Annotated in this window: 16 protein-coding genes and 1 riboswitch; of the genes, 11 read left to right on the top strand and 5 right to left on the bottom strand. The window is 41.1% G+C overall.

What is annotated here, in order from left to right:
- Positions 1 to 8: 8 nt before the first annotated feature.
- Positions 9 to 1,634, bottom strand: a complete 1,626-nt coding sequence (locus ACFX4L_RS12950; RefSeq protein WP_377385856.1) for a M4 family metallopeptidase — start codon at positions 1,632 to 1,634, stop codon at positions 9 to 11.
- Between the two features lie 469 nt (positions 1,635 to 2,103).
- Between ACFX4L_RS12950 and ACFX4L_RS12945 the strand changes: the two genes are divergently transcribed.
- Both ACFX4L_RS12945 and ACFX4L_RS12940 read left to right on the top strand, forming a co-directional pair.
- Positions 2,104 to 3,588 (top strand): amino acid permease, encoded by a 1,485-nt coding sequence (locus ACFX4L_RS12945; protein WP_089361799.1) that lies wholly within the window; start codon positions 2,104 to 2,106, stop codon positions 3,586 to 3,588.
- 292 nt (positions 3,589 to 3,880) lie between these two features.
- Positions 3,881 to 4,405, top strand: a complete 525-nt coding sequence (locus ACFX4L_RS12940) for a hypothetical protein (RefSeq protein WP_061465365.1) — start codon at positions 3,881 to 3,883, stop codon at positions 4,403 to 4,405.
- 103 nt (positions 4,406 to 4,508) lie between these two features.
- Here the strand turns inward: ACFX4L_RS12940 and ACFX4L_RS12935 are convergent, their stop codons facing one another.
- The 3 genes from ACFX4L_RS12935 to ACFX4L_RS12925 all read right to left on the bottom strand — a co-directional run bounded on the left by ACFX4L_RS12935 (position 4,509) and on the right by ACFX4L_RS12925 (position 7,457).
- Entirely contained in the window at positions 4,509 to 5,684 is a 1,176-nt protein-coding gene (locus ACFX4L_RS12935; protein WP_377405340.1) for an MFS transporter, read from the bottom strand.
- 155 nt (positions 5,685 to 5,839) lie between these two features.
- A complete protein-coding gene (locus ACFX4L_RS12930; RefSeq protein ID WP_061466270.1) occupies positions 5,840 to 6,142 on the bottom strand; it encodes an ArsR/SmtB family transcription factor in 303 nt (100 codons plus the stop codon).
- Positions 6,143 to 6,353: 211 nt separating this feature from the next.
- Positions 6,354 to 7,457: a 5-methyltetrahydropteroyltriglutamate--homocysteine S-methyltransferase gene (locus ACFX4L_RS12925; protein ID WP_098372307.1), complete on the bottom strand. Its 1,104-nt coding sequence runs from the start codon at positions 7,455 to 7,457 to the stop codon at positions 6,354 to 6,356.
- A 309-nt stretch (positions 7,458 to 7,766) separates the two neighbouring features.
- Positions 7,767 to 7,868, bottom strand: a riboswitch (SAM riboswitch).
- Between the two features lie 175 nt (positions 7,869 to 8,043).
- On the opposite strand from ACFX4L_RS12925, the gene ACFX4L_RS12920 reads away from it, so the two are divergent.
- The 9 genes from ACFX4L_RS12920 to ACFX4L_RS12880 all read left to right on the top strand — a co-directional run bounded on the left by ACFX4L_RS12920 (position 8,044) and on the right by ACFX4L_RS12880 (position 17,222).
- Positions 8,044 to 8,472: a hypothetical protein gene (locus ACFX4L_RS12920; protein WP_284469389.1), complete on the top strand. Its 429-nt coding sequence runs from the start codon at positions 8,044 to 8,046 to the stop codon at positions 8,470 to 8,472.
- Positions 8,473 to 8,626: 154 nt separating this feature from the next.
- Entirely contained in the window at positions 8,627 to 9,169 is a 543-nt protein-coding gene (locus tag ACFX4L_RS12915) for a glycerol-3-phosphate responsive antiterminator (protein ID WP_377385846.1), read from the top strand.
- Between the two features lie 237 nt (positions 9,170 to 9,406).
- Positions 9,407 to 10,231 carry an MIP/aquaporin family protein gene (locus ACFX4L_RS12910; RefSeq protein WP_377385844.1) on the top strand — a complete coding sequence of 275 codons (825 nt, stop codon included), beginning with the start codon at positions 9,407 to 9,409 and terminating at the stop codon, positions 10,229 to 10,231.
- Between the two features lie 24 nt (positions 10,232 to 10,255).
- Positions 10,256 to 11,746, top strand: coding sequence for a glycerol kinase GlpK (gene glpK / locus ACFX4L_RS12905; RefSeq protein ID WP_089361793.1), 1,491 nt, complete (start codon positions 10,256 to 10,258; stop codon positions 11,744 to 11,746).
- A 173-nt stretch (positions 11,747 to 11,919) separates the two neighbouring features.
- Positions 11,920 to 12,210 (top strand): hypothetical protein, encoded by a 291-nt coding sequence (locus tag ACFX4L_RS12900; RefSeq protein ID WP_377405338.1) that lies wholly within the window; start codon positions 11,920 to 11,922, stop codon positions 12,208 to 12,210.
- A gap of 172 nt (positions 12,211 to 12,382) precedes the next feature.
- Positions 12,383 to 14,035, top strand: coding sequence for a glycerol-3-phosphate dehydrogenase/oxidase (locus ACFX4L_RS12895; RefSeq protein ID WP_377385838.1), 1,653 nt, complete (start codon positions 12,383 to 12,385; stop codon positions 14,033 to 14,035).
- A gap of 204 nt (positions 14,036 to 14,239) precedes the next feature.
- Positions 14,240 to 15,694, top strand: coding sequence for an alanine/glycine:cation symporter family protein (locus ACFX4L_RS12890; RefSeq protein ID WP_284469395.1), 1,455 nt, complete (start codon positions 14,240 to 14,242; stop codon positions 15,692 to 15,694).
- A gap of 205 nt (positions 15,695 to 15,899) precedes the next feature.
- Positions 15,900 to 16,604 carry an MBL fold metallo-hydrolase gene (locus tag ACFX4L_RS12885; RefSeq protein WP_377405336.1) on the top strand — a complete coding sequence of 235 codons (705 nt, stop codon included), beginning with the start codon at positions 15,900 to 15,902 and terminating at the stop codon, positions 16,602 to 16,604.
- Positions 16,605 to 16,622: 18 nt separating this feature from the next.
- Positions 16,623 to 17,222 carry a TetR/AcrR family transcriptional regulator gene (locus tag ACFX4L_RS12880; protein ID WP_377405334.1) on the top strand — a complete coding sequence of 200 codons (600 nt, stop codon included), beginning with the start codon at positions 16,623 to 16,625 and terminating at the stop codon, positions 17,220 to 17,222.
- A 369-nt stretch (positions 17,223 to 17,591) separates the two neighbouring features.
- Here ACFX4L_RS12880 and ACFX4L_RS12875 read toward each other — a convergent pair whose 3' ends face one another.
- A complete protein-coding gene (locus tag ACFX4L_RS12875) occupies positions 17,592 to 19,028 on the bottom strand; it encodes a 4-hydroxyphenylacetate 3-hydroxylase family protein (RefSeq protein ID WP_377405332.1) in 1,437 nt (478 codons plus the stop codon).
- Positions 19,029 to 19,060 lie beyond the last annotated feature (32 nt).

Genomic DNA, 19,060 nt, shown 5'->3' with positions numbered 1-19,060 from the left:
TAAATCCCTTAAATCACACCGACAGCTGTAAAGGCATTTTTGACAGCTGTGACTTCTGCACTGCTAGAACCGTATAAATCAGAGGCCGCTTGTATGACGGCCGCTCTGGCTTGTGAAAAAGTAGACGACGAAGTTAAATATGTTGTGTTTGCCCGATAAAAGATGGTTCCTAGTTTATCGATGCCGATTCCGGATACACTCACGCCATGGTGAGTTCCGCCTGCAGAGATTAAATAAGCTGCCTTATTAATGATTCCGCTGTTCGTGTGGACTCCGCCATTATCACCCGTTCCTGTATAACGGTTCGAATAATGGTCAGGATCCCCATTCAATGTTGGATTAGCCATCGAGCGAAGTGCATCACCGGAAATGTTAGGTGTGTAAATATCTTCTCCGATCAAATAATCCGCTTTGGCACTTTGATTCTTAAATTCTACGACAGTGCCAAAAATATCAGATATCGCTTCATTCAAAGCACCGGATTCATATTGATAGGTAAGGTTCGATTCCGAGGAAGTGACGGCATGCGTCAATTCATGCGCAACGACATCGAGCCCGCCGGACAATGGGATGAACGTCGTGCCATCTCCATCACCGTAAACCATTTGGGTGCCATCCCAAAAAGCATTATTGTATCTTGAGCCATAATGGACGGTTGATTTCAGGATGGTTCCATTTCCATCATAAGAATTCCGTCCAAATGTGGATTTGTAATAATCATAGGTGTTACCTGCATAAAAATGGGCATCCACCGCAGCTTTATCGGTAGAAGTAGTAAAAGCATTTGTCGTGTTCGAAAAGAGTGTACCAGGCAATCTTGAACGGTTATTGGCGTTATACGTGTAGATGCCTTTGCCGCGTGTATTGTCTTGTAAATAGTATTGACCGTTGGATAAGGTAGTGTTCAACGATACGGTGTTGTTTAAGACGCCAGTGCCCGTTCCGACGGAGTTGGTCCCCGTCACTTCATCCAATGTATTATATTTATTCAGGATTTTACCCGTTTTGACTGAAATGAAATAATTATGATTTCCTGGTTCCGGACTTAAGAATTTCAAATTGACTTTATATACATAATCGGCCTTGCCTTCATTTGCGTATACATATAGCTCAGATTCAGGTGATTGTTCGTAGGCAGGAGTGAACCCAAGATCTGCTTCCGCTATTTTGATAGCTTCTGATTTACTGATGCCTTTTTTAGCCTTTTTCCCTAATTTCGTGTTTAGATTGGCTTCAACCGTACCGGACACGACGGTCAATACACCTTTAGCGTCAATCAATACGGCTTGTGTGGAATTCCATACTGGTACGCCTTTATAGGTTTGTTGCAATTTAAGGACGGTATTGCCCAGTTCGTCCTTGCTTTCTTTCTCGATCGTGAAGGAGTCCTTCGCCTTTTGCTTTTCTAGCTTGTAAGACTTTTTGTTCTCATCAAAAAAGGTAAGAATGATATCTTCTGCCGTTTGCTTTGAGGGTTCCGTAAGCTTCCCAGACTTGTATTCTAGCGAATCCCTATGCTTATTGTACTTTTCAACACTTAACACATTTTTTGCCGCTAAAGCTTCTTGATGGGGAATAGCAGAAAATAATAGACCGATGGATAGTGCAGTTCCTAAAAATACCTTACCTTTCATAAACACTCAACTCCCTCATGAGAATACCTCATTTTTGCATCATTTCATATTATTATCAAATGGAGAAAACTCGCGAAAAATATGACATTTAAAGGTATAAAATGGAGAAAAATGGTTTTTGGTAGATTTGTTATTTCTGAATATTCTTACAGTAATATTTCAATTATGTAAAAGGATCTTAATATTTTCCCCGTTAAAAATCCTGCTTTTTTATAAGTGCAAAAAACCGTGGCATAAAGTGCAAAAAACCGTGGCGTAAAGTGCAAAATATTTTGTCTATTTAAGTCGTTTTTTTTGATAATTTGTTGAATATTGCGGTTTTTTAATTCTGGCATAGAACTTGCATATATATCAGAAAAGGAATATTCGATTGTAAATTAGCTCTATTTGAAGGTCGATGAAATAGGAAAATTTATTAAATGGATTTCCCCATAAATGAAAGCGCTTATATAGAAAGGGATGAAAATTTATGATACCAAAACAAGAAAACGACATCTTACAGCATCCTCCAAAGCAGGAAGAACAGGAATTAAAGCGCGGTTTAAAATCTCGTCATTTAACGATGATTTCCATTGGAGGGGCTATTGGCACCGGACTGTTTCTTAGCAGCGGGGCAGCTATCCATACAGCTGGACCAGGCGGCGCATTACTTGCTTATGCCTTAGTTGGGGCAATGGTGTACTTCGTGATGACCAGCTTAGGGGAACTGGCCGCCTTTATGCCGACAAGCGGTTCATTCAGTACCTATGGAACGAAATTCGTCGATCCGGCATTTGGGTTTGCCTTGGGATGGACGTACTGGTTCAATTGGTCGATGACCATAGCGGCTGAGTTGTCAGCCTCAACAATGATCATGAAATTTTGGTTTCCGAATAGTCCATCGTTGTTGTGGAGTTCATCATTCTTGGTGCTCATTTTCCTATTAAACTACTTATCCGTTAAAGGATACGGTGAAGGGGAATACTGGTTTTCCTTCATAAAAGTAACGGCCATCGTTATTTTTATAATCGTTGGAATACTAATGATTGTCGGCATCATGGGTGGAGAAGCAGTAGGTTTTAAAAACTTCACAGTCGACGACGCTCCTTTCCCGGGTGGATTCATGGGTGTCTTCATCGTATTCATAGCGGCTGGCTTTTCTTTTCAGGGTACCGAAATTGTCGGCGTGGCTGCCGGTGAAAGTGAAGATCCTGCACGGAATATACCAAAGGCCATTAAAAGTGTCTTCTGGAGAATCCTGCTCTTTTACGTATTGGCAATCTTTGTGATAGGACTGCTTATCCCTTATACGAATTCAAGTTTACAAGGGGATAACGTCATGGTAAGCCCGTTCACGCTCATATTTGAAAAGGCTGGTGTGGCCTTTGCAGCTTCGCTTATGAATGCCGTCATTTTAACAGCTGTATTATCAGCAGGTAACTCTAGTCTATATGCATCTACGCGTATGTTATATTCAATGGCAAAAGATGGACAAGCACCGCGCATTTTTGCAAAACTTAATAAACGCGGCGTACCGGTTGCAGGAATGATTTTGACGTGCTCCATCGGAATGCTAGCCTTTTTAGCTTCCGTATTCGGTGATGGTAAAGTGTATATTTGGTTAATGAATGCGATTGGAATAACAGGATTTATCTTTTGGCTCGGCATTTCCATCAGCCATTACCGTTTCCGCAAAGCATTCATCGCTCAAGGCAATTCTTTGGAGAAGCTTCCATATAAGGCATTATGGTTCCCGATTGGACCGATCTTCGCCATTTTAATTGGCATGATCGTCATCCTGTCCCAAAATATCCAAGCCTTTTTCTCAGACCAGATCGATTGGGGCAGTGTGATAGCTGCATACCTGGGAATCCCGCTTTTCCTTGGCCTTTGGCTTGGCTATAAACTGGTAAGAAAAACTAAATTCGTTAAACTTGATGAAGTTGAATTTGACTTTGACAAAAAATATGAATGAACAAGCGTAAAGTAAAATCAGCCGGACAATTAAATTGTCCGGCTTTTATTTGTTTATCAATAGGCTCATATTAAAGGCCGAAAAATAGGAGATAGGACGAATTAAACGGAGATAGGACGAATTAAGTAGGAGTCCGGTCGGATTGGAAACAGTCAAATTTAAGTTGGTGGATGAAGAAATTGTTCTCTTATCATTATGGAAATCCACACATACCTGCTGTGAAAATTTACTAGTTATAACTAATGTGGGCAGGGTATCAGAGTAGCATCCTGGTAAGGAGGGTTGCTTAAACATGTTTGGTCTCTCTGATATCATTAAATTTCTATTTTCCTTTTTTTTGATCATGCCAATCGTTACGCTGATACATTTGAGCGGGCATATTTTCTTTGTTACGATCTTTGGGGGATCAGAAAAGAAGATCTTGATCGGTTGTGGTAATAAACTTTTCGCCTTTCGGAACATAGAGGTGAGGAAATATTATTTTTGGAATGGGACCTGCGAGTTCAAGGGATTAAAACATGATAATCGATTGACGAATACGCTGATATATTTAGGGGGGGCTATCTTTAATTTAGTCAGCATGCTGATCATATATAGCTTAGTGTATCAGAATATCCTGGACAGCTCGGTGATCTGGTATCAATTCATCTATTTTTCCTTCTATATTATGTTTTTCTCCTTGTTTCCGATGTATTTCGCGGACGGGTCGCCTAGTGATGGAAAGGCTGCGGAATTGGCCTTGAGGAACAAGCTGGAAGATAGGGTGACGGATGATATATTTGTGAAGAAAATGGATGATGATGATAGCTGCAAGTAAAAAGGGGACGTGCTAGTTGACCGTTCCTTTTTTGTTTGCTTTCAGCTTTAGGATTTATCATAAGGCTAAAATCTAGCCTTATGATGAATGTTTATATAACGGTCTAGGATTTTATGGATTGTGCTATTTTACTGCTTGACGATGAACTTGAAAGGACCAGAACTATGACCATGGCAATGGCAACCCCTGTTGCACCGATCCAGGTTATGGAAGCAAGGGATACTTGTTCTACAGCAACACCGCCAATTCCAGCACCTGCCGCCATGGCCAATTGCATCATCGACTGATTCAGACCGAGCATGACTCCTGATGATTCAGGTTCAAGGGTCGCTAAATGATATTGCTGTGTCGGCCCTGATGACCATGCTGCGAACGACCATAATGTAAGGATTATCAAAACGCCCATCAATGAATTCGTAACGATGGATAACATGATGATCATCATAATATGCAGCGCCATACCGCCAATTAGTGTAAATGATACACCCCATCGATCCGTACTATAACCGCCAAACTTTGATCCGATCAAGCTTGCGATACCGAATATAAGCAAGGCCGTGCTAAGTAGAGAGTCACTTATCCCTGATACGGATAGCAAGTAAGGGGATAGATAGGTATAAGCTATCGAGTATCCGCCAAGCCAGAAGAAGGTTATCGATAATCCAAGGGCAACTTTCCTTTTTTTAAGAAGGGCCAGCTGCTGGAGAAGTGGTACTGGTTTATCCCCTTTGGTAGGAGGAATGGTAAAGAATAAAACGATCATGGCAATCAGGCCGAATAGGGCGATTCCGCCAAAGACGGATTTCCACCCGAATGCATCTGTCATGATTCTTCCGAGAGGTACGCCAATGATAAGGGAAGCTGTAAACCCCATGACAACTGTCGCAATAGAACTTGCTTGTTTATTTGGCGGAGCAAGCTGAGCGGCAATATTCAGAGCGGTGACTACAACCAATCCTGCACCAAGTGCCATGATTATGCGTGCAAATAGAAAAGGTCCAAAGCCTGGTAATAGAAAGGCAAGCAGATTGGCCACTACGAATAGTCCAAGGGAATACAACATTAATCTTCGTCTGTCTAAACTTGCTGTCAAAGCCATGAGAATGGGTGTACCGATTGCGTAGACAAGGGAGAAAATTGTAATGAGCTGTCCTGCGGCAGCAAGGGTCACTCCAAGAGAATCCGCAATCTTATCCAAAATTCCGGATATGATGAATTCGGATGTTCCTACTAAAAAACTGATAATCGCTAACATGTAAATTTTCCATGTATTAAGCAAAATAGATTCACTCCTCATTAATGATTATTAATTTTATATAAAGACATATCGTTATATGTTAATATGTATGAATAAAAAATAAACATATCGCGAAATATCGAAATGTTAGAGAGAAAAATGAACCCAACCCTCTAATGTACGGATCAGGTTCATTTTCATACTTCTTCTTTCAAGAAATCAGTAATTTTTGAGATTGCCTCTTCATCTCGTTTGTAATACGTAAACTTTCCTATCCGCTCCGTTTTAATCAATCCTGCTCTAAGAAGCATCGAGAGGTATTGAGAGGCCGTGGACTGGGTCATGTTTAATTTTTCCGTAATCTGACTTACGCAAACGCCGGTTTCCTTCATGTCTATTCCCTCATGAGGGGTGAAGTGGAGTTCAGGCGCCTTGAGCCATTGTAAGATTTGCAACCTGGATTCATTGGATAATGCTTTAAATATCTCGATTGTTTTCATACATTTCATTATATCGAGAATTATCGATATGTCAAATGGTTTTATCATTCATCGTTAGTTTCATAAATAGCAAAACTTGATACCGTTATCTAAAGAGTCATTAAAGGAATGGAAATGTATTATTGCAAGAACCTAATCGGCTCCCTTATCAGTGCGGGCCGATTAGGTTGTTCAAATCCTGTAAATCAGAATTAAAGTCTCCGCTAAAAAATCATTTCCATACTTCTTTTGCTACATCAACGACGAATTTCAGCTTTTCCCATTGCTGTTCTTCGGTCAGCTTGTTGCCGTGATGGGTGGAGGCGAATCCGCATTGCGGACTTAAGCATAATTGTTCGAGAGGAACGAAGTGCGAGGCTTCTTCAATGCGTGCCTTAACAGCTTCCTTGTCTTCGATTTCTCCATTTTTTGAAGTGACGACACCCAGTACGACCCGTGCACCGCCATTTGGAATGTATTCCAATGGCTTGAAATCTCCTGAGCGTTGATCATCATATTCCAAGAAAAATCCATCCACTGTTTCTTTTGCCAATAAAGTTGGGGCGATACGGGCATAGCTTCCTTCAAACGCCCAAGTCGACTGGTAGTTCCCACGACATAGGTGTGTAGTGACGACAAGGTCTTCTGGTTTGCCTTCCAATGCGCCATTAATTACGCGAAGTGCAAGATCGATTAACTGTTCCCTCGTATATTTTCCATCTTTGAACTGGAAATCTGGAGCTGAAAGTCTGGCTATATATACATCATCCAATTGAAGATAACGTACACCTGCTTCATAAAAAGCCTTCAAAGCATGCTGATACGCTTTGATGATATCATTAGCATAGTCTTCAATATCAGGGTAGATGTCTTCATTATGAATGCCTACAGCAAATAATTGATTCGGACTGGGAATGGTTTGCTTGGCAACGGCGCGTCCGTTCACGATTTTGTTCAATTCAATGAAATCACGAATGAAGGGATGTTCGGGATTGAATGAAACCTTCCCGGTATTGCGGACGTTATATCTCTCTGTTTCGACACCATCGAATGTGAGACCTTTTTCAGTCACATATCCCTCGATGCCATTTAAATGTTCGAGGAAGTCAAAGTGCCACCATGTTCGTCTGAACTCACCATCCGTCACGGCCTCCAATCCAACTTCAATTTGTTTTTCGACAATCCGATTGATTTCTTCGGTTTCAACTTCACGAAGCCGCTCTGCTGAAATGGTACCTTCCTTAAATTGCTTCCTGGCAATATGTAAACGTTCTGGTCTTAATAAACTTCCGACGTGATCGGCCCTGAATGGTGCCTTCGTTAATGTGATTGACATGTTGCATTCCTTCTTTCCTTTTAAAAATAGGCTGTTTTCACATACTCTGTTGCTATTTATCAGGTAGTGAGTTGTGGTTGATTTCCCCTCCAGATGCTCGCTTTCCGCGGGGCGGGCGGTGAGCCTCCTCGGCGTAAACGCCTGTGGGGTCTCACCTGTCCCGCTGCTCCCGCAGGAGTCTCGCACTTCCGCTCCAATCAACCTTAAATAGTTTCGTTTTAAAAACAACAATCTTTACGAAAAGAGCCTAAAAATAAAACACCTCTTCTTAAAAATAAGAAGAGGTGTTGGCAGCAAAGCTATATACTCTTCTTATCTTCAAGTTTCTACACTTCTGGAATTAGCACAGTACATGATCAGTCTGTTGCTGAGGCATCAAAGGGCCAGTCCCTCCACCTCTCTGGATAAGAGTTGTCTATTAAATTAATTAAGACTATACAGGTAGTTTTTATAAAGGTCAAGTAATGAAGGTGGAAGATTTCGAATATACCGATTATTAATATGGGTTGAAATGTTAACTACATCAGGGAACCCGGCATATGCTATAACCGACGTTTCATATGAGCGGCAGGAGGGGAATGCAAGGATGAGTACATTCAGTCCATTCAAAAATGGCATACCGATAACGGTAACTGAAGCCATGATAGAGAAAATCTTAAGAATGAAATCATATGATCAGGTTATTAAAGTCGAGATTACACCAAAGCATATAGTGCTTTCCGGAACGACGGAAGTGAAAAAAATGATGTTTAAGAAAAATGTGGCTTTCCGGATTACATTAAAACCGGTTCACGTGGAAAAAAGAACGATTTCATTTGAATTAGTGGAAATGGAGCCTATTGACAGGAATTTCATTAACCAAAGGATATTTAACAAACCGCCATTTTTTGAATTCGAAAATAGAACGATCAAAATGAATGTTAATGCTTGGAACATCGTGAGAAAAATCCCCGTTGGCACAATTAAATCGTATGAGCTGGTCGAAGGTGCATTGAAAATGAAACTTTCAATATGATGGATCGTTTTTAGCCACAATATTTAAAGGGGATGCCAGGTATGATAGTGTAAGGGTAGGTTGAAATGCCATACCTCACAATGTGTTTGATAAATCAAGCTCTATAAAATATACTAAATTACTTATAGTTTTCCAGGAGATAAGGGGGGGAATAATGGACCAGAAGATTTTGCCTGCTTCAGCAAGCATGAAGGATTTCGAAAGATTTTTAGAAAGTTCCTATGAAATAGGTGTGTTTCTTGATTTGCATATATCACAATTGAAAAACGTAAGTATGATGGCAAAGCAGCATAATAAGAAAATGATTTATCATGTCGATTTGATCCATGGCATAAGAAGTGATGAGTACGCGACAGAATTCATTTGTCAGGAATATCATCCATATGGGCTGATTTCAACAAAATCAAACGTTATATTGAAGGCGAAGCAAAAGGGGGTCATTGCCATCCAGCGAATCTTTTTAATAGATTCACATGCTCTGGAGAAAAGTTATAAGCTGGTGCAGAAAACCAAGCCGGACTATATCGAAGTATTGCCAGGCGCCATGCCATGGATGATAAAAGAGGTGAAGGAACGATTGCAGACACCGATTTTTGCAGGCGGCCTCATACGTACTTCGGATGAAGTCCTGAACGCCCTTGATGCTGGAGCGTCGTCAATCACCACTTCCAAAACTGAATTATGGGATATCGTTTAATGGGGTCGAACGAGGAAGTTGAAAAAAAATACAGAAAAATAGAATAATTCCTCGTGAAATAATTGACAGCGTTTTCACAAACTAGTATATTGTAAATTATAAGTTAATATATGTGACGGAGACTAGGAGATTCACAACAGATCTATTCATAATTTATTTTATGAAGATAGTTCTGCTGTGGATCTCCTTTTATTTGTTGGCATGGTTTAAAAATTTATCAGGGGAGGGGTTTTATTCATGACTCCATTTTGGGGAGAAGTGGTAGGCACGATGATTTTAGTTTTATTCGGAGCAGGTATTGGGGCTGGTTCATCCTTAAAGGGTTCTTATGCAAAAGATGCCGGCTGGATCGTTATCACGATTGCGTGGGGATTGGCTGTTACAATGGGTGTTTTTGCAGTGGGGTCCATAAGCGGGGCACATTTAAACCCGGCTGTTACAGTAGCATTAGCTATCAATGGAGATTTTCCTTGGGCTGATGTGCCAGGGTACATCATGGCCCAAATGATAGGGGCAATTATAGGTGCGACTCTTGTATTCCTGCATTATTTACCACACTGGAAAGCTACGGAGGATCCAGGTACAAAGCTTGGTGTGTTTTCAACCTCACCGGCTATCCCACATACTTTTTCAAATCTATTAAGTGAAATGATTGGTACGTTCATCCTTGTTCTTGGCTTATTGTTTATTGGAGCCGGCGAGTTTACAGAAGGTCTGAACCCATTTGCTGTCGGTTTATTGATTGTTGTCATCGGGATGTCGCTAGGAGGAACGACAGGCTATGCCATAAACCCTGCCCGTGACCTTGGACCTCGTATTGCTCACTTCCTGCTGCCAATACCGGGTAAGGGAAAATCAAATTGGGGATATGCTTGGATTCCGGTTGTTGGTCCGATTGTCGGTGGAGCACTTGGAGCTGTCTTCTATAAAGCGGTCTTTTTAGGTGAATTGACGACAGCCTTTTGGGCTGTTTTAGGAGCAAGTCTGATAATATTGGTGTTAGCATATACTTTTGGCAAAAAGCAATCAAGTGAGTTAGAAATTAGCAACATGGCTAGTTAAATTAAAAAAGGGGGGAAACACAGTATGGAAAAATATATCTTATCATTGGATCAAGGAACAACGAGTTCGCGGGCGATTTTATTTAACGAAAAGGGGGAAATCGTCCATTCCTCTCAAAAGGAATTCACGCAGCATTTCCCTAAACCAGGCTGGGTCGAGCATAACGCCAATGAGATTTGGGGATCAATTTTAGCGGTAATTGCTGGTGTACTATCGGAATCAGGTGTAAAGCCAGAGCAAATTGCCGGTATCGGAATAACCAATCAGCGTGAAACGGCAGTCGTTTGGGATAAGGAAACAGGTACCCCTGTTTATAATGCGATTGTATGGCAGTCAAGGCAAACAAGTGAAATCTGTGATGATTTGAAGGAGAAGGGACTTAATGATCTATTCCGGGATAAAACGGGATTGTTGATAGATGCTTATTTTTCCGGAACGAAAGTGAAATGGATCCTCGATAATGTGGAAGGGGCACGACAAAGGGCAGATGAAGGCAAGCTGTTATTCGGTACCATCGATACTTGGCTGATCTGGAAGCTTTCAGGAGGCAAAGCTCACGTAACGGACTATTCCAATGCATCCCGGACATTGATGTATAATATCCATGAACTGAAATGGGACGAAGAACTGCTGGAGATATTGACTGTGCCGAAGTCGATGCTGCCAGAGGTTAGACCTTCTTCCGAAGTGTATGCCCATACGATTGAATATCATTTCTTCGGCCAGTCGATTCCAATCGCAGGAGCAGCCGGTGACCAACAGGCGGCATTATTTGGCCAAGCTTGTTTTAATGAAGGAATGGCAAAAAATACGTATGGAACAGGTTGTTTCATGCTTATGAATACGGGAGCCAAGGCTGTCAGTTCCGAACACGGACTATTGACGACACTTGCTTGGGGATTGAATGGGAAGGTTGAATATGCATTGGAAGGCAGTATATTCGTAGCTGGCTCCGCAATCCAATGGCTGCGTGATGGTCTGCGGATGCTTAATGATGCCAAGGACAGCGAAGCTTATGCAAAGCGGGTGGAAAGTACAGATGGAGTATATGTAGTACCGGCTTTTGTAGGCCTTGGGACTCCATATTGGGACAGTGAAGTACGGGGAGCCATTTTTGGTTTGACGCGCGGGACATCAAAAGAACATTTCATTCGTGCCACACTTGAATCACTGGCGTATCAAACGAAGGATGTCCTTGATGCAATGGAGGCGGATTCGGGAATCGAGCTGCAGACATTGAGAGTGGATGGCGGGGCAGTCAAAAATGACTTTTTAATGCAGTTCCAAAGCGATTTATTACAGGTGCCAGTCGAAAGGCCGACAATAAACGAAACTACGGCACTCGGGGCGGCGTATTTGGCGGGCCTTGCTGTCGGGTATTGGAAGGATCAAGAAGAAATATCTCAGCAATGGGCGGTGGACAAAACCTTTAAACCATCCATGGAAGTGCAAGATAGAGATAAATTATATGAAGGCTGGAAAAAAGCTGTACATGCAGCAATGGCTTTTAAATAAAAAACAAAGCGAATTCTTTCTAATATAAGCTAGAGTATGATATACTAAAATCAAGTTAATAACTCGGCCGGAGAACAGGAGAGACCATGAATGCGTTATCGTGAATTCGATAATGTGCATTTATGGTCTCTCTTTTTTGTTTTTAAAGGCAGATTAGGGATATTAATATCTATATGGACACTATGAGAACAAATGAACCAATTGAATATAAGGGTAAACAGCACGAACTCACGAGTAAACAGCACGAACTCACGAGTAAACAGCACGAACTCACGAGTAAACAGCACGAATTCACGAGTAAACAGTGCGAACTCACGAGTAAACAGTGCGAATTCACGAGTAAACGTGCGAATTCACGAGTAAACAGCGCGAATTCACGAGTAAACGTGCAGATCACGAGTAAACAGTGCGAACTCACGAGTAAACAGCGCGAACTCACGAGTAAACGTGCAGATCACGAGTAAACAGCACGAATTCACGAGTAAACAGCACGAATTCACGAGTAAACAGTGCGAACTCACGAGTAAACGTGCAGATCACGAGTAAACAGCACGAATTCACGAGTAAACAGTGCGAATTCATGAGTAATACAGGCTAATTGACATTGGAAGGCATTACTTAAAGGAGGAGTCAGGCATGAGGTTTTCAAATTTATATCGGAAAGAAACGATCGAACTTCTGAAAAAAGAAAAATATGATGTGGTAGTCATTGGTGGGGGAATTACCGGTGCAGGGATTGCCCTGGATGCAACGACTCGTGGAATGAAAGTGGCATTGGTTGAAATGCAGGACTTTGCGGCAGGCACATCAAGCCGTTCAACAAAGCTTGTCCATGGTGGTCTGCGATATCTTAAGCAATTTGAAATAAAAATGGTTGCTGAGGTTGGAAAAGAGAGAGAGATTGTTTATGAAAATGGGCCACATGTGACTACACCAGAAAGAATGCTGCTCCCGATGCATAAAGGCGGCACCTTTGGAAAATTCAGTACATCCATTGGACTCCGAGTCTATGATTTCCTGGCAGGCGTTAAAAAAAGCGAACGAAGGAAAATGCTATCGGTTAGTGAAACACTGAAAATGGAACCCCTTGTAAAGAAAGAAGGGCTTAAAGGCGGAGGCCATTATGTTGAATACCGAACAGATGATGCACGTCTAACGATCGAAGTCATGAAGGCAGCAGTCGATAAAGGTGCAACACCGATAAATTATACAAAAGTAGATAAATTGTTATATGAAAATGGAAAGGTGAACGGCGTCCAAGTTGCTGATTTACTTTCGGGTGATGTTTATGAAATATACGCAGACAAAGTTATTAATGCAGCAGGTCCCTGGGTTGATTCCATCCGTGAGAAAGACCAATCGAAAAAAGGGAAAACGCTGAAGTTATCAAAAGGTGTTCATGTGGTCATCGACCAATCGAAATTCCCATTGAAGCAGGCGCTTTATTTTGATACACCAGATGGACGGATGATTTTTGCCATCCCGAGAGCCGGTAAGGCTTATGTAGGGACTACGGACACTTTTTATGATGGTGATCCTACAGTGCCAACCGTTACATCCGAAGACCGTGCCTATTTATTAAAAGCGATAGATTATATGTTTCCGGAAGTGAAAATTTCGGATGGAGATATCGAATCAAGCTGGGCTGGAGTGAGACCGTTGATTCTTGAAGAAGGAAAAGATCCTTCTGAAATATCAAGGAAAGATGAAATTTGGGAGTCCGATTCGGGCCTTATCACGATTGCTGGAGGGAAATTGACCGGCTATCGCAAAATGGCTAAAACGACGGTTGACCTTGTTGCAGGGAAGCTTTCCCAGCAGTCCAATAATACTTACCGAGCCAGCAGCACTAAAGGAATGCCGATTTCGGGCGGGGATGTCGGGGGATCAAGCAACTTCTCCTATTATATCAAGCAACATATTCAAATGGGGGTAGACTCAGGACTTGCTGTAAAAGACTCCGAGGATATATTGGCCATGTACGGGTCTAACGCACCTGTGTTATTCAATATCGCCAAAAGCGAAGGAAACGGAGGAATAAGCACTGGCATTCCGCAGAAATTGTTCGTACAGCTGAAATACGCACTTGATCATGAAATGGCTGCAACTCCAGTGGACTTTTTCTTTCGCAGGACCGGGACCTTGTTATTCGATATTGATTTAGTCCAAACGCATAAAAATGCAGTGATCGATTATATGGCTGGATATTTTGGATGGTCAGAATCGACAAAAATGGAGAGAACCAATCAATTGGAGCAGGAAATACTCAGTGCGATTAAAGTATCTTGACCTATATGCAAAAACATGACGTCGGCGGAATTGCTGGCGTTTTTTTCAATTCGGGAGGAAAGTATGGATATCTCAGTTGGAAAAATAAAAAAGTGGCATGTTAGGTCTTTTGACGCAAAAACTATTGTTTAATGCATTAAGATGAAATATAATCAAAAATAGATAAGTTTGAATTTTCAAAATATAATCAAAGGAGGAGCTTGATTGTCTGATTTTATTACGGCTTTAAATGGAGTTTTATGGAGCACGCCAGTCATTTACATTTTATTGGGAGTAGGTTTAGTATTCTCGATTTTGACCCGTTTTCTGCAAGTAAGGCATATTAAGGAAATGGTCGTTTTGATGTTCCAAGGGAAAAGTTCAGAAGCGGGCGTTTCCTCTTTCCAGGCTTTATCCATAGCTCTTTCGGGTCGGGTCGGTACAGGTAACATTGCTGGCGTGGCGACGGCTATCGCTTTTGGTGGTCCTGGTGCCGTTTTTTGGATGTGGGCCATAGCCTTCATAGGAGCATCAAGTGCGTTTGTGGAATCGACCTTAGCTCAAATATATAAAGTCAAACAAGACGGTCAATATCGAGGGGGCCCTGCCTATTATATTGAAAAAGGAATGGGAGTGAAGTGGTTCGCTGTTCTTTTTGCACTCGCTGCACTAATAGCCATGGCCGTGCTGATGCCTGGTGTCCAGTCCAATTCAATTGCTGCCGGAATGGAGAATGCATTTGGCATTAAACCTGCAATCACAGGTATAGCTATCATCCTTTTACTTGGTTTCATTATATTCGGTGGTGTAAAACGGATAGCTAATGCTGCGCAAATAATCGTACCGTTCATGGCCCTGGGCTATATATTACTTTCTGTTGTCATCGTCATAATGAATATTACAGAATTACCAGATGTCATTTCATTAATATTCAGAAGTGCCTTCGGGATGGATTCTGCATTTGGCGGGCTCATCGGAATGGCGATAGCCTGGGGAGTGAAACGGGGAGTTTATTCGAATGAGGCGGGGCAAGGCACAGGTGCTCACCCGGCTGCTGCGGCAGAAGTTTCGCACCCTGCCAAACAAGGTCTTGTACAAGCATTTTCTGTCTATATCGATACATTGTTCGTTTGTTCTGCTACAGCATTTATGATTTTATTCACAGGCATGTATAATACACAAGCAGAAAATGGTTCATATATTGTCAATAATTTAGGAAAAGTAACACCGGGTCCGGGGTATACACAAGCAGCCATCGATAGCGCAGTACCGGGATTTGGTGCTGGGTTTGTTGCTGTTGCGCTTTTCTTCTTCGCTTTTACGACGATCATGGCATACTATTATATTGCAGAAACGAATATTGCTTATTTAATGCGCAAGCGGAATAGTAAGTGGGCCATGTTTGCATTGAAACTCATCATTCTTGCGGCCAGTTTCTATGGAACCATTCGTACGGCAGAGCTGGCTTGGGCATTAGGTGATGCTGGATTAGGGATTATGGTATGGCTCAATGTCATTGCCATTTTAATTCTCGCTAAACCAGCACTTATTACCTTAAAGGATTATGAGAGGCAAAAGAAGAAAGGTTTGGATCCCGTTTTCGACCCCAAACCGTTAGGCATTAAGAACGCCGATTTTTGGGAGAATGAATATGTCGGCGACAAGGAAAATGTTTCCTGAAAATAAATTGATATGATGTGATACATGAAAAACCAGCTCAAGGTAATTGAGAGCTGGTTTTTTATGGTTTTTTCGATAACTAGGATATTTTGTTAGCATTATTGTGAGACTGAAAGTTTTAGTTAATTGTGGAATAATATTGTAAAACTAATCATATTAGTTTTATTATTAATTATATTAGTTTGAGGGAGGAGTTTGATTAAAGATGAAGATGACAAAGGTTGGTACAGTATTTCAACTATCTTTCATGCCACGTGTATTTCCCGTAAACTGTTATTTAGTAGAGGAAGAGAATAGCCTTACACTAGTAGATGCAGCATTACCCTATAGCGGAAAAAGCATAATGAAAGCGGCGCAAATTATTGGAAAACCGATAACAAGAATAATAGTTACTCATGCTCATGATGATCATGTTGGTGCACTTGACGGTCTAAAAGTATCAATGCCTGATGTACAAGTGAGTATTTCTATTAGGGAAGCATCATTACTTGCTGGCGATGTCACGCTCCTGCAAAATGAAAATCCAATCCGTGGCGGAGTCCCTAAGAATATTCAAACTCGACCAGACTTACTGCTTAAAGATGGTGACCGTATCGGTTCATTGGAAGTTATTTATTCACCTGGACATACCCCTGGTTCGATATCGCTTCTTGATACCCGTAATCATAGTTTAATTGTCGGGGATGCCCTGCAAACAAGAGGTGGAACTGCGGTTTCTGGAATGATCAAACCTTTATTTCCATTCCCAGCCTTTTACACATGGGATAAACTCATCGCACTTGAAAGTGCAAAGAAATTAAGAAGTCATAAACCAGCTTTACTTGCTGTAGGTCATGGAAAGATGCTGGAACACCCTGGGAATTCTATGGACAGAGCAATAGTTGAAGCCGAATTAAAACTTCAACAATGAAAAAGGAGGTTAAAATGGATGTCTAAACGTATAAGGTTGGATTTGTCTATCATTTTACAGAAAGCGACTGAACTAGTTGATGAAAACGGCCTTGATCATCTTACTTTAGGCCAGTTGGCTGAAGAATTACAAATACGGCCCCCCTCGTTATATAACCATTTAGACGGCCTAAATGGATTAAAACAGAAACTAGCAGTAAATGGAGTTAAAAAACTTTATGAATACATGATTCAAGCAGCAGTGGGACGTTCCGGTGATGATGCAATCAGGGCACTTAGTGAGGCGTATGTTGAATTTACTAGAGTTCATCCAGGCCTTTATGATGCCACCACCCGTTTTCAAAATTCTGAAGACATGGAATTACAGCAAGCACAGCAAGCAGTTGTGGAGCTTGTTGTCCAAGTACTACAAGCCTATGATTTAAAGGAAGAAATGGCGATTCACTTGGTGAGAGGATTAAGGAGTATTTTACATGGATTTACTTCAATTGAAAAAATGGGTGGGTTTGGAATGCCAATTGATATCGATAAAAGTTTTTCTATTCTGCTAAATACATATATAGAGGGAATCCATTCAATTGTAATGAATAAAGATAAATATGATCTGGTGGAAGGTTAAAATGGGTTTTCTGGCAGTCTTGCAAATTAGAAATTTTTGCATTGTCATCCCACTTGGAATAGCGGTCCTCTGGGGGGTATTTGGTTCCCCTAGGCCAGTATACAACTATCAGCGAAACTTCATTTCGTGCTGGAGGCATTTATTTTCTTGGTTCCAGTAGGATTACTTTTGTCCCTTAAAAGCGTTAAATTAGCTTGGATCTATGGAGTTATCGTGATTTTAAATAGATTTTTCATGTGGCTCTTGGATCAATAAAGTGCATAGTAAAGAAGGTTTTCAAATTACAGTACCTGTTTCATCATGGTCTTCCGCTTAAATCAAAGCTGATGGACTTCCTGCTTGGAATATTTTGCTGTGTGACCCTAACTATTAATAATCTAAATATTTTTCTAACATTTGTTTAAATCTTTTTTTATCATAATTATTATACTGATTAGCTATATTGCGTATTGGATCTCCTGCATAAAAACGTTCATATAATTCATGCCTAGATCCTAAAGGACTCCCCACAAGATCCCAGGCTAATTTAAATAGTTTTGTTCTCTTTTCTGCCTCCAGATTCGCTCCTTTAAAATATTTTTTCAGCAAATCCGATAAGGGACTTTGGAAGTCCTGTACACTTGAGGGTAATTGAATGAATCCTCCGGCTCCTATGAGCTGTAAAATTTCTATGGCACGGGGATAATATTTGGTCCCGAGGTTTCTGGCTGTTTCAATGTACGTGAAATTTGGGATGAACGTTTGATATTGATCTAGATTTCCTTCCCTTTCCGAAGCTATCAATAATGCTCTAATCGTTTCAACCTGGATTAATAGTTCCCCTATTTTTTCTTGAACATGCAGATGGGCATCGGCCCCTATTGCTTCAGCAATCTCACAAGCTATTGCTGTAACGAATTCCAGCTTAGTTAATAACCGAACGATAGCCTGATGATACGCTAAGCCATTTGATGCGGGATTCAATTTAATTTGCAGCAAAGCATCAGCGTTGTCGTAAAGTAAAACACGTTCCCAGGGGACGAATACATTGTCAAAAATTAATAAAGCATCCATCTCGTCGTACCTTGAACTTAGAGGAGAATCCACTATTTTTGTCTGATTTGCAGCAAAGGATTCCCGGCAAACCATATGCAATCCAGGAGAGTTGGCCGCAACAATAAGCATATGAGCTATGGATTCATGTTCTTCTTTCAGATTTACGAGGGGATATACAATTAAATCATTCGAATAGGGGGCTGCGGTACCAATCATTTTGGCTCCACTTAAGAAAACACCATCACTCGTCTTTTTTGTAATTCTTAATAATCCTAGATCCTTTATATCTTTGAAGGATTGATTGGCACGGTTAATCTGAGGATCTCGTTGCACTACACTTAAAAAAAGATTCTTATCTCTTGCTTCTTCATAATAAGCTTTAATTTTATGGGGAAAGTGTGCATCAAACTTTTTATAGTCCTCCCGCGATGCATACCATCCTGTTAACCTTGATCTAGCATAGTCTGACAAACGGCTCATCACGCCATCTGTTGTTTGACTCCAAGTTTCAAAAGCTATCCTCCTCTTCAGTAAATCATCATAAGAGTGTGGAACTAAAAAGGCTGAATGGACAAACCCTTTCGTTTTGGGACTAAGGTAGCCTACCGAGTTTCTCTTTTGTGGATCATCCATCATATTAAATAACTCAGAGATCGTAGTTAATGTACCTTTAAAGTTCTCATCTGTTGTGACATCAATTTTTGTTCCGTTTAACCAAACACTTCTTCCGTCTTGTAAGCTTTGGATAAATTGATCGCCTTGCGAATTCATAACATCCTCCTAATGAACCATGGTTTTTTTGA

Source organism: Peribacillus sp. YIM B13482 (assembly GCF_042787975.1).
Lineage (GTDB): Bacteria > Bacillota > Bacilli > Bacillales > DSM-1321 > Peribacillus > Peribacillus simplex_A.
The sequence above is the reverse complement of the archived record's forward strand: the minus strand, read 5'-3'. Positions and strand labels throughout refer to the sequence as shown.

Coding starts and splice junctions, on each gene's coding strand:
- ACFX4L_RS12945 (WP_089361799.1), top strand. CDS start 2,104: ATGATACCAAAACAAGAAAACGACATCTTACAGCATCCTCCAAAGCAG.
- ACFX4L_RS12895 (WP_377385838.1), top strand. CDS start 12,383: ATGAGGTTTTCAAATTTATATCGGAAAGAAACGATCGAACTTCTGAAA.
- ACFX4L_RS12950 (WP_377385856.1), bottom strand. CDS start 1,634: ATGAAAGGTAAGGTATTTTTAGGAACTGCACTATCCATCGGTCTATTA.
- ACFX4L_RS12875 (WP_377405332.1), bottom strand. CDS start 19,028: ATGAATTCGCAAGGCGATCAATTTATCCAAAGCTTACAAGACGGAAGA.
- ACFX4L_RS12915 (WP_377385846.1), top strand. CDS start 8,627: ATGGACCAGAAGATTTTGCCTGCTTCAGCAAGCATGAAGGATTTCGAA.
- ACFX4L_RS12930 (WP_061466270.1), bottom strand. CDS start 6,142: ATGAAAACAATCGAGATATTTAAAGCATTATCCAATGAATCCAGGTTG.
- ACFX4L_RS12940 (WP_061465365.1), top strand. CDS start 3,881: ATGTTTGGTCTCTCTGATATCATTAAATTTCTATTTTCCTTTTTTTTG.
- ACFX4L_RS12925 (WP_098372307.1), bottom strand. CDS start 7,457: ATGTCAATCACATTAACGAAGGCACCATTCAGGGCCGATCACGTCGGA.
- ACFX4L_RS12910 (WP_377385844.1), top strand. CDS start 9,407: ATGACTCCATTTTGGGGAGAAGTGGTAGGCACGATGATTTTAGTTTTA.
- ACFX4L_RS12885 (WP_377405336.1), top strand. CDS start 15,900: ATGAAGATGACAAAGGTTGGTACAGTATTTCAACTATCTTTCATGCCA.
- ACFX4L_RS12900 (WP_377405338.1), top strand. CDS start 11,920: ATGGACACTATGAGAACAAATGAACCAATTGAATATAAGGGTAAACAG.
- glpK (WP_089361793.1), top strand. CDS start 10,256: ATGGAAAAATATATCTTATCATTGGATCAAGGAACAACGAGTTCGCGG.
- ACFX4L_RS12880 (WP_377405334.1), top strand. CDS start 16,623: ATGTCTAAACGTATAAGGTTGGATTTGTCTATCATTTTACAGAAAGCG.
- ACFX4L_RS12920 (WP_284469389.1), top strand. CDS start 8,044: ATGAGTACATTCAGTCCATTCAAAAATGGCATACCGATAACGGTAACT.